This window comes from Devosia sp. (assembly GCF_034675085.1).
GTDB lineage: Bacteria > Pseudomonadota > Alphaproteobacteria > Rhizobiales > Devosiaceae > Devosia.
In genome coordinates this window covers 1-9735 of the sequence record NZ_JAUCDN010000114.1, presented here as the reverse complement: position 1 = coordinate 9735, position 9735 = coordinate 1, and the positions used below count along the sequence as shown (strand labels likewise).

Below are 9735 nucleotides of genomic sequence, written 5' to 3'. Positions count from 1 at the left end.
CGTTGGGCCTGTTCTGGGGTCCTATATCCGAGAGGCGAGTGGATCCGCCGCCGGTTATAGTTTCCCTCGATATGCGCAAAGAGGTCTCGTCGCGCACCCTCTCGCGCTTCCCATCGCCGCTGATGGGCGAGTTCGACCTTGAGCGTATGGAAGAAGCTCTCCATGGGCGCATTATCGTAGCAACAGGCCGTGCGGCTCATTGACGGTTTCGCTTTCATGGCGGCGAGTTGCTTGCGCAGGCCTCGGATGCGTATTGGCTGCCGGGCCGGAATAACAGATGAGGCCTTCGGCCGGCCGTTGCCGCTGTGTGGCCATCATCAGCGCGGCCAGCGGCAGTTCGGTTCGCATGTGGTCACGCATCGACCAGCCGACGATCTTGCGGTCGTCAGGTCGAGCACCGCGGCGAGATACAGCCATCCTTGCCCGGTCGCGATGAAAGTGATGTCGGCCAGTCAGATGCGGTTCGGTGCGGACGCGACGCACTCCTGCTTCAACAGGTTCGGCGCAATGGGCAGAGAGTGGCTTTTGTCGGTCGTGCACGGCCTGAACCTGCGACCGGCGAGCGCGCGAATACCGTAACGACGCATCAGTCGCGCAACGCGGCCACAACTTGCAGTCCCGCCTTGCGCCCGGAGCGCGGCATGCATCCTGGGGCTACCCTAACGGCCATGATGCTCGTCATGGAGACGACGCACACTGGCAAGCAGCGCACGGCTGGCGCGCGCCCGGGCGCTTTCTGGACGGCTGCGCCACGCGTAGTAGCCGCTGGCCAAGACCTTCCAACAACGCCACCGCCTCGCGTTTGAACTCGGGAGAAAACTCCCTTCTCATCTTCGCCATTCAACACCTCCATGCCCTCTCAGGCTTAGCAAAGGTATCCACGAAATCGAGGGACCGTCAGGCACGACATAGCCGAACTCGTAGAGCAGCCCTCGCAGCGCATTCACCTGGCTCAGGCACTGCCGAACAAGGCGATCCTGGGACCGAAACAGCGGGGCCCGGGCCTGTTGCTCCGCCGTATTCGGTCCGACAAATCGCATTTCGGGGCGCTGTGCCGGGATCACCATCGCCTCGGTGTCGGCGGCATCATTTTTCTGGCGTTTGACAAACGGCTTCACGTATTGCGGCGGCAGCAGCTTCACCTCATGGCCGAGCTTGACTAATTCGCGCGCCCAGTAGCTCGCACTGCCACAGCCTCCATCGCGACCACACACGGTGCCTGGTCAGCCATGAACTTCCGGAGCTGTGTCCGCGATATCTTCTTGCGGAAATTCACCTGTCCCCGTCATCGAGGTCCCATGAAGGTGGGAAACACTTTTTGCCAGATCGTCTGGGTTCGGCAGCAACTACCCATCTACCGTGGTCGAATTTTGCACGCCCGCACTCAGGGACCAAACCTCTCTAGTTCTGCACCACCTGCTGAAACCAGGTATCGAGGAAGCGGCTACGCTTGAGGGGGTCGAGGAAGACCAGCAATTCGGGCCCCAGCTCGATAGTTTGCAGATTTTCAATGCCGCTCCTGGCGCCGATGGGCGTCAGCCCCATGGCGCCCAGGGCCTGCTGGGCCGGCGTGGAAAACAACAGGCCCGTCAGTTCGGACGGCACCAGCCCACGGGGCAAGCCGGCATGAACCGGCACCAGCGCCGTCAGGGGCAGCGCCAGCACATAGTCCTGCGGAATGATGATGCCGATTTCCGTATGCTCGGCGGCGGCGCGGCGGGCCACCGACAGCGGCACATTATAGCCGAAATCGATGATACCCCGCGACAGCGCGGCCAACAGTTCCTCGGGCGTATCGAAGATGCGGGCCTGCGCCATGCCGAAGGCGCCGGAAATGCGCCAGAACAATGCCGAGCGCAGGCTGTCCTGGGCGGCATAGCCATAGGCGACATTGTCGATGCCGATGTTGACCAGTCCCATGCGCCCCTGAAAGCGGAGACGGTTGCGCTCAAGCATGCGGGCCAGCTCGGTGCGCGAGCGGGGCGCTTCTTCCGCCGGAATCTGACCGCTATGGGTGACGAATACCGCCGCATCGTGAGCGACGGCAAAAACCTCGTTGCGCCAGTGCGGTGCCTCCAGCCCGCCAGGCGGGACCTGCGGCAGGGTGTAGCCCTCATTGGCCACTTGTACCGCAAGGTCGGGCGTGGGCAGCAGCACCAGATGCGGCAAAGCCTCGGCTTCGGCCTGGGCAGAGAGCCGGGAAATGATCTGGGCCGGGCGGGCCTGCCGGTAATCGACAGCCAGCCCCGCCAGTTCCGCCTCCTGCCCCAACGCACCGACAAGTCCCGCCATGATTTCGGGTGTCTCGGTGCCCATGATCGCCAGCGAGGCCCACGCTTGCGCGAAGCCGCGCGATGACATGCCGGACAGCGCAGATGCAAGCGCCAGCGAGATCAGGTTGCGCCGCCTCATGGCCTTTCCCTCTTCCTTCTGAGCGGCAGGCGCACGGTGACCACCAGCCCGCCGCCCACTCTATCATCAACGGCGATGCTGCCGCCCATGGCCTTAGCCACGGCGCGGGCAATGGGCAGGCCAAGGCCCGAACCGGGACCGTTATGGGCGCCGCGCTCGAAACGCTCGAAGACTTTTTCGCGCATGTCGGGCGCTATGCCCGGTCCGCGATCGGCAATCGTGAGGACGATACCGGCACCCCCGGCCCGCAGCGCCACCTCGATGACTCCAGGCGCATGAATCTGCGCGTTCTCGACCAGATTGCGCACCATTTCACGCAGGCTGTTCGGTTCGCCTTCAACCATGGCCGGCGCGTCAGGGAGATCGAGCCGCAATGCAGCGGTGAGACCGGGATAGGATCCCTCGGTTTGCAGCCTTTGCAGCGCCTCGCCGATGATCTGGCGCATGTCGAGCGGCTCGCGCAGACGGGTTTCGAGCGAATGGAGCGTAGTGGCATCGGTGAGAATCTGGTTGGCCAGCACGGTGGCATTGACCGAATTGGTGTGAATGCGCCGCATGATCTCGCGGTGGCGCCCCGGGGGCGCGCTTTCCAGCGACAGCTCGGACAGGGCGCGCATGGCGGTCAGCGGCGTGCGCAGCTGGTGGGCGGCGTCGGCGGTGACGTTCTTGAGCCCCACCAACACCGAATCCAGCCGCTCCATGAAATCGTTGAGCGCCGAAACCAGCGCCCGCACTTCGCGCGGCACTGGCCCTGAAACCGGGCGCAGATCGGAGGCGGCGCGCTGGCGCAGATCGGCCTCCACGGTGTGCAGCGGCGCAAAGGCCTGGCGCACCGCCAGCCAGATCAGCAGGAAGGCCAGCAGCGCGAGCGCCACTGCAGGCAGGGCGGCATTGACGCTCAATTGCAGGCCGAGCTGATCGCGCGCCTCGCGGGTTTCGGCCACCAGCACATCGACCCAGCCGCCGCCCGCCGCATCAGTGTGATAGCGCGCGGCGGCGGCGATGCGCACCGGCGCGCCGCGATGGGTGCTGGAGAAAAAACGCAAGCCCGGCCCGGTGCCATGGGGCACCTCGAGCCCCAGAATGGGCGAACCGGTGATCAGCCGTCCATCGGGCGCGACAACGCGGTAGAAAATGCGGTTGAGGCGCGACGTGCCCAGAATAGCGAACGCGGAATGGGGCAGATCCACCGTCGCCTCGCCCTCTTGGATGGAGACCGTATCGACGATGGACAGCGCCGCCGCTCCCAAAACGCGGTCGAACGCCTCTTCGGCCGCGTTTTGGGCATACCAGCGCACGGCCCAGAACATGAAGAGGCCGACCACCGCCAGCAGCGCCGCGCCAGTGATCAGCAGCCGTCGCTGGATGGAAAAATCACCCCTCACCCACCGCCCCTTCCGAGCGTTGGCGCAGCATATAGCCGATGCCGCGATGCGTGATGATTTCGAGATCGCTGCCTTCGAGTTTGCGGCGCACGCGCGAGACCAGCAACTCGATAGCATTGGGCGTGCCCGTATCCTCATAGCCGAAGAGCTTGAGCACCAGCTTGTCCTTGGTGACGGTATGGCCGGCACGGCTGGCCAGCGTTTCCAGAACGTCGAATTCGCGCCGGCCAAGATCGAGCGGCTTTCCCGCCACCATAACGGCGCGCGAAGCCAGATCGATGCTCATCGTCCCCAGCCGCAGTACGGGCTGGGCGGCGCCCAGATGCCGGCGCGCCACCGCGCGGATGCGGGCAACCAGTTCGGACAGATCGAAGGGCTTGACCAGATAATCGTCCGCGCCCAAATCGAGCAGGCCCACCTTGTCGGCCACCTGATTGCGCGCGGTGATGACGATGACCGGCTGGGAGACGCCGCTGTCGCGAATGCTGCGCAGTACGGCGAAGCCGTCTTTCCGGGGCAGGTTGATATCGAGAATTACCAGATCGTGCCCGCCGGCCATAGCCAGCGCCTCGCCCTCGGTCCCATCATGGGCGACGGTGACGCCATAGCCCTCATCCTCCAGCCGCATGGAGATGGCAAAGGCAATGTCGGGAGTGTCTTCGATCAGCAGGATACGCATCTTCGATGCAAATAACAGGATTATGACAGCATCGGCCAGTATCATTAGCCCAATGGCGAAAAGACGAACCGTCAAGGCGAACGGCGCGGGGGACTAGGAAGCAGGTGTCGAGATTTCTGGCTGCAGGTCTGGCATGGGGCATGCTGCTGCTTATTCCGCTGACGACGGACGCGGCGGAGCAATGCCTTGATGGCGCCTTGCACGAGCGTTATTGCGATGCCGATGGCGACCTGGTGGCAGATTTGCCCACCGATCCTACTTTGTGGCGCGACCCGCAAACCCTGGTCTGGGCCTACGCACCCATCGAGGATCCGGCGGTCTACGCCAATCTCTTCAAGACCTTCACCCGGCATCTGGAAACGTGCCTGGGGCGGCAGATCGTCTATTACCCGGTGTTGAACACGAGTGCCGAAATCGAAGCAATGCGCTCGGGCCGGCTGCATTTCGCCGGCTTTTCCACCGGACCCACGGCAGAGGCGGTCAATGGGGCGGGCGCGGTGCCATTTGCGGCCAAGGGCGTGGGCGAGCAATTGCGCGGCTATCGCGTGCTGGCCATCGTACGGGCGGATTCGCCCTACCACACCCTGGCCGATCTGGCCGGGCGCCGGGTGGCGCATACGTCCACCCTCTCCAATTCGGGACATCTGGCCCCGCAGGTCTTTTTCCCCTCGGAAGGGCTGGTGCCGGGCGAGAATTACGTGCCGCTGATGTCGGGCGGGCATGACCGCTCGATCCTGGGTGTCGCCGACGGCGACTACGATATGGCCGCGGTGGCCTCGGACGTACTGGAGCGTATGATCGAGCGCGGCACGGTGCGCCGCGACGCCTTCCGCATCATCTATAAAAGCGGGCTGTTTCCCACCTCGTCCTTCGCCCACGCCCATGACCTGCATCCCGACCTGGTGGCCGAGATGAAGCGGTGCTTTTTCAACTTCACCTTCACTCCGGAGATGCAGGCCGAATTCGGCGGCGACGAGCATTTTCTGCCCATCCGCTATGACCGCGACTGGGCCTCTGTGCGCGAGGTGATCGAGCAGGCGAGCGATCCGCCGCCCTTTTAAGACCAATAGGAATTCGAGCATGCCGCGCGGCGGCCCTGGAGGACATCCGGGGTCAGGCCAGCGGCCCCGCACACCCCCACAAAGGGCAAAGACATGACGCGTTTCGGCAGAAACCTCTACCAAGCCAGGGTGCATAACCAGGATCCGACCACGCTGATCGGCATCGGGCTGGTGGTGCTGTTTTGCTATCTCATCGCCGCCCCGGTGGTGCTGCTGCTCATGGACGCGTTCCTGGTGCAGTTCGCCGACCAGGTCCGCGCACAGCAGGCCATGGGCGAGGCGACGCTCTACTATATCAACCGCGTCTTCTTCTCGGCCATTTCGCAGGACGTATTCTGGCGCCCGCTGCTGCATACGGCGCTGATCGCGCTTTGCGCCATCGTCCTGGCGCTGGCGGTGGGCCTGCCGCTGGGCTGGCTCATCAGCCGCACCGACCTGCCGGGCCGGAAGTGGTTCTCCACCGCGCTGATCGTGCCCTATATGCTGCCGAGCTGGACCTTCGCGCTGGCCTGGATGACGCTGTTCAAGAACCGCACCACAGGCGGATCGGCCAGTTGGATGGAAAGCCTGGGCTTTGCCCCGCCCGACTGGCTAGCCTATGGCTTTCTGCCCATCACGCTCATCCTGGCGCTGCATTACACGCCCTTTGTCATCCTGCTGTTCGGCAATGCGCTGCGCCAGTTCGACTCTTCGCTCGAAGACGCGGCCCGCAGCGTCGGCGCCAGCGGCGGCACCATTGCCGGCAAGATCATCCTGCCGCTGATGCTGCCCTCTCTGGTCTCGGCGGCGACGCTGATCTTTGCCAAATGCCTGGGCGATTTCGGCGTCACCTACATATTGGGCGTGCCGGTGGGGTTCGATGTGCTGGCGACCTCGCTGTTCCGCGCCATTTCCACCAACCAGACCGGCATGAGCGCCCTGCTGGCGCTGACCATCGTGGTGCTGGGCTCGTTCTCGATCCTGATCGACATGTATCTGCTCAAGGAAGCGCGGCGCTTCGTGGTCATCGGCTCCAAGGGCTCGATGAATCGCGTCACGCGCCTGGGCGGCTGGCGCCTGCCCGCCTTCGGCTTCGCCGGGCTCGTTTTCGTAATCAGCGCTTTCATTCCGCTGATGGCGCTGTTTCTGACTACGGTGATGAAGGTGCCGGGGGTGTTCAGCCCCGAAAATTTCACCCTCGAATTCTGGGTCGGCACCGGCCTGGGCACGGTGGCGCTGCAGCAGGGCATATTGCTGACGCCCGAATTCTGGCGCGCCACCTGGAACACGCTGTGGATCGTGGGCGTGGCTTCGCTCGGCGCCGGCTTTCTCGGGCTGATTGTGGGCTATGTGGTGGCGCGCACCGAGGTCAAGGCCGTCGCCCTGTTCCTGCGGCAGGTGACCTTTCTGCCCTATCTGGTGCCGGGCATCGCCTTTGCCGCCGCCTATCTTTCCATGTTCGCGGTGCAGCGCGGGCCGGTGCCGGCGCTGTATGGCACTCCCATTATCCTCGTGCTGGCCATCATGGCCGACCAGATGCCCTTCGCCTCGCGCGCCGGCATTTCCTCGATGATGCAATTGGGGCGCGACCCCGAAGAAGCGGCGCGCAATGTCGGCGCCGGCTTCCTCAAACGCCTGACCGCCGTGGTGATGCCCATCCAAAAGGGCGCGCTGGTGTCCGGCGTGCTGCTGCCCTTCATCTCCGGCATCAAGGGGCTGAGCCTGGTCGTCGTGCTCGCCGTGCCGGGCACGGATGTCCTGACCACCTATGCGCTGCGTTTGGTCGACTATGGCATGGCGCAGGCCAGCAACGCCGTGATGCTCATGATCTGCGTCATCGCCTTTGGCGGCACCATGCTCGTGCAGCGGCTCACCAAATCCAAACTCTCCGACGGCCTGGGAGGCAATTAATGTCCAACATCAGCTTAAGCGACGTTCGCAAGGCCTATACGAAATCGGCTCCGCCCGCCGTTGATCGGCTCAATCTGGAAATTCCGAAATCGGACTTTCTCTGCCTGCTCGGCCCCTCGGGCTGCGGCAAGACCACGACATTGCGCATGATCGCCGGGCTCGAACACCCCACCGAGGGCAGCATCACGGTTGGCGGGAACACGCTGGTCTCGGTCGAAGACGGCGTCTATGTGCCGGCCGACAAGCGCAATATGGGGCTGGTGTTCCAGAACTATGCGCTCTGGCCGCATATGAGCGTGGCGCAGAATGTCGAATTCGGGCTCAAGCTGCGCAAGACGGGCAAGGCAGAGCGCGACCGGATCGTGGCCAAAGTACTCGAAAAGCTGGGCATCGCCCGCTACCGGGACCGCCTGCCCTCGCAACTTTCGGGCGGCCAGCAGCAGCGCGTGGCGCTGGCCCGCATGCTGGCGCTCAAGCCCGACGTGATCCTGCTCGACGAGCCGCTCAGCAATCTCGACGCCAAGCTGCGGCTGGAAATGCGCGCCGAACTCAAGCGCATTCACCAGGAAATCGGGGCTACCGTGGTCTTCGTCACCCATGACCAATGGGAGGCGATGACCCTGGCCACCACCATCGCGGTGATGAGCGAGGGTGAATTGCAGCAATTGGGCACGCCCGACGACATTTATGAGCGCCCGGCCAATCGGTTCGTCGCCGAATTCGTCGGCAATCTGCCGATCAACATCATCGAATTGGGTGAAGGCACCAAGGGCCCGCTGACCGACTGGGCGCGGGCCCTGCTGGCCCCCCTCGCCCTGCCCCAGCCCGCCGGCTCGGTCGGCATCCGCCCCGAATCGGTGCAGCTCGTGAGCCAGGCGGAGGGCGAGACGCGCCCCGCCCGGGTGATCGATATCGTGCCAACCGGGGGCAGTTGGATCGTCGAGCTGGCGGTGGACACCGACAGCTTCCACGCCATTACCCCGCAGGCGCCGCAAGTGACCCCGGGCGGCATGGTGGGCCTGTCGGTCGCGCACGAGCACCTTCACATCTTCGATGCGGCCGGAAACCGCGCCCAGACCCCATAACCCCACGGACACCAAAGGAGGAGCAGATGTCTCTCACGTCCAAAACCCACGCCCGCACCCGCAAGGCGCTCGTCGCCGGCATTTCGGCGCTGGCCCTGACGCTGGCCGGCGCCGCCGGCGCCCAGGAGATCGGCATTCCCGACGCCGATTATTCCCTCAAAAAACTGATCGAGGCGGCCCAGAAGGAAGGCCCGATCACCGTGATCGACGCCACCGGCAAGATCGTGGACATGGCCACTGCCTTCACCGAAAAATACGGCATCGAGGCCACCGGCGTGAAGATGAGCGGCCAGGACCAGGAGCAGATCATCCAGCGCGAGGCCCAGGCCCAGAACGTGCAGACGGATGTGTTCAACATGTCCAACCTGCCTTCGGTAACCACCCAGATCATGGTGCTGGACGCGGGCACGAGCTGGATGCCGCCCGATCTGGTCGATCAGGTTCCGGTCCAATACCGGAACCCGGCCATCACCAGCCTCAATCCCTGGGTGTGGGCCTATAATACCGACGTCCATACCGATGGCTGCCCCATCGACAATCTATGGGCTCTGACCACCGAGGAGTGGAAGGGGCGCGTCGCCATCCCCGATCCGCTGCTGCGCAACGAGACCATGTTCTGGTTCAACCAGATCGCCACCCATGACGATGCGGCGATGGCCGATGCCTACAAGGCCTATTTCGGCGAAGATCTGGCGACCGATGAGGCCAGCGCCACAGCCGAATGGGTAAAGCGCCTGGCCCAGAACAAGCCCAGCGTCACCCGCTCGGACACCGATGTCGGCCCGATCATCGGCGCACCCGGCCAGGAAAAGCCCTTCATGGGGTTCCTGTCCACCTCGATCTTCCGTGATGCCAGCAAGAACGGCTATGGCATGGGCGTGTGCGACGGGCTCAAGCCCTGGGTCGGCCAGCTTACCCCACGCGTCGCGGTGATCGCCACCGGCACCAAGCACCCCAACGCCTCCAAGCTCTTCGTGCATTTCATGATGTCGGGTGAAGGCATGATCCCACAATTGGGCGACGGCAAGATCGCTACCAACACCACCGCCTCCATGCCGGGATCGGAAGCTTCGGGCATCATCAACTATCTCGACCAGATGCATGTCCCCCACTCCGAAACTGCCGCCGATGACTTCGCGCATCTGCAGGACTGGCAGGACTTCTGGCTGATCAACTCACGCTGAGCGGCGGAAACCTCTCTATTCAAGTTCGGAAAGGCGCGC

At 64.1% G+C, this 9735-nt stretch carries 8 protein-coding genes and 1 pseudogene; 4 read left to right on the top strand and 5 right to left on the bottom strand.

The window, feature by feature from the left end; all coding sequences use genetic code 11:
* The 5 genes and pseudogenes from VDP82_RS09040 to VDP82_RS09020 form a co-directional block, all read right to left on the bottom strand.
* A pseudogene (locus VDP82_RS09040) lies at window positions 1–776 on the bottom strand (IS3 family transposase); the annotation flags it as partial.
* A 51-nt stretch (window positions 777–827) separates the two neighbouring features.
* Complete coding sequence (locus VDP82_RS09035) at window positions 828–1142, bottom strand: hypothetical protein (protein ID WP_323014522.1); 315 nt, start codon at window positions 1140–1142, stop codon at window positions 828–830.
* A gap of 259 nt (window positions 1143–1401) precedes the next feature.
* On the bottom strand, window positions 1402–2412 hold the full coding sequence (locus VDP82_RS09030; RefSeq protein ID WP_323014521.1) for an ABC transporter substrate-binding protein: 1011 nt from the start codon (window positions 2410–2412) through the stop codon (window positions 1402–1404).
* A complete protein-coding gene (locus VDP82_RS09025) occupies window positions 2409–3797 on the bottom strand; it encodes a sensor histidine kinase (protein WP_323014520.1) in 1389 nt (462 codons plus the stop codon). Before VDP82_RS09025 ends, VDP82_RS09030 begins: the two co-directional genes overlap by 4 nt.
* Window positions 3787–4476, bottom strand: coding sequence for a response regulator transcription factor (locus VDP82_RS09020; protein ID WP_323014519.1), 690 nt, complete (start codon window positions 4474–4476; stop codon window positions 3787–3789). The genes VDP82_RS09025 and VDP82_RS09020 overlap by 11 nt, the downstream gene beginning before the upstream one ends.
* A 140-nt stretch (window positions 4477–4616) precedes the next feature.
* On the opposite strand from VDP82_RS09020, the gene phnD reads away from it, so the two are divergent.
* The 4 genes from phnD to VDP82_RS09000 all read left to right on the top strand — a co-directional run bounded on the left by phnD (window position 4617) and on the right by VDP82_RS09000 (window position 9696).
* Complete coding sequence (gene phnD / locus VDP82_RS09015; RefSeq protein ID WP_323014518.1) at window positions 4617–5537, top strand: phosphate/phosphite/phosphonate ABC transporter substrate-binding protein; 921 nt, start codon at window positions 4617–4619, stop codon at window positions 5535–5537.
* A gap of 93 nt (window positions 5538–5630) precedes the next feature.
* A complete protein-coding gene (locus VDP82_RS09010; RefSeq protein ID WP_323014517.1) occupies window positions 5631–7427 on the top strand; it encodes an iron ABC transporter permease in 1797 nt (598 codons plus the stop codon).
* Window positions 7427–8512, top strand: coding sequence for an ABC transporter ATP-binding protein (locus tag VDP82_RS09005; RefSeq protein WP_323014516.1), 1086 nt, complete (start codon window positions 7427–7429; stop codon window positions 8510–8512). The genes VDP82_RS09010 and VDP82_RS09005 overlap by 1 nt, the downstream gene beginning before the upstream one ends.
* Window positions 8513–8538: 26 nt before the next feature.
* A complete protein-coding gene (locus VDP82_RS09000; RefSeq protein ID WP_323014515.1) occupies window positions 8539–9696 on the top strand; it encodes an ABC transporter substrate-binding protein in 1158 nt (385 codons plus the stop codon).
* Window positions 9697–9735: the final 39 nt, after the last annotated feature.

Coding starts and splice junctions, on each gene's coding strand:
- VDP82_RS09030 (WP_323014521.1), bottom strand. CDS start 2,412: ATGAGGCGGCGCAACCTGATCTCGCTGGCGCTTGCATCTGCGCTGTCC.
- VDP82_RS09020 (WP_323014519.1), bottom strand. CDS start 4,476: ATGCGTATCCTGCTGATCGAAGACACTCCCGACATTGCCTTTGCCATC.
- phnD (WP_323014518.1), top strand. CDS start 4,617: ATGCTGCTGCTTATTCCGCTGACGACGGACGCGGCGGAGCAATGCCTT.
- VDP82_RS09010 (WP_323014517.1), top strand. CDS start 5,631: ATGACGCGTTTCGGCAGAAACCTCTACCAAGCCAGGGTGCATAACCAG.
- VDP82_RS09005 (WP_323014516.1), top strand. CDS start 7,427: ATGTCCAACATCAGCTTAAGCGACGTTCGCAAGGCCTATACGAAATCG.
- VDP82_RS09000 (WP_323014515.1), top strand. CDS start 8,539: ATGTCTCTCACGTCCAAAACCCACGCCCGCACCCGCAAGGCGCTCGTC.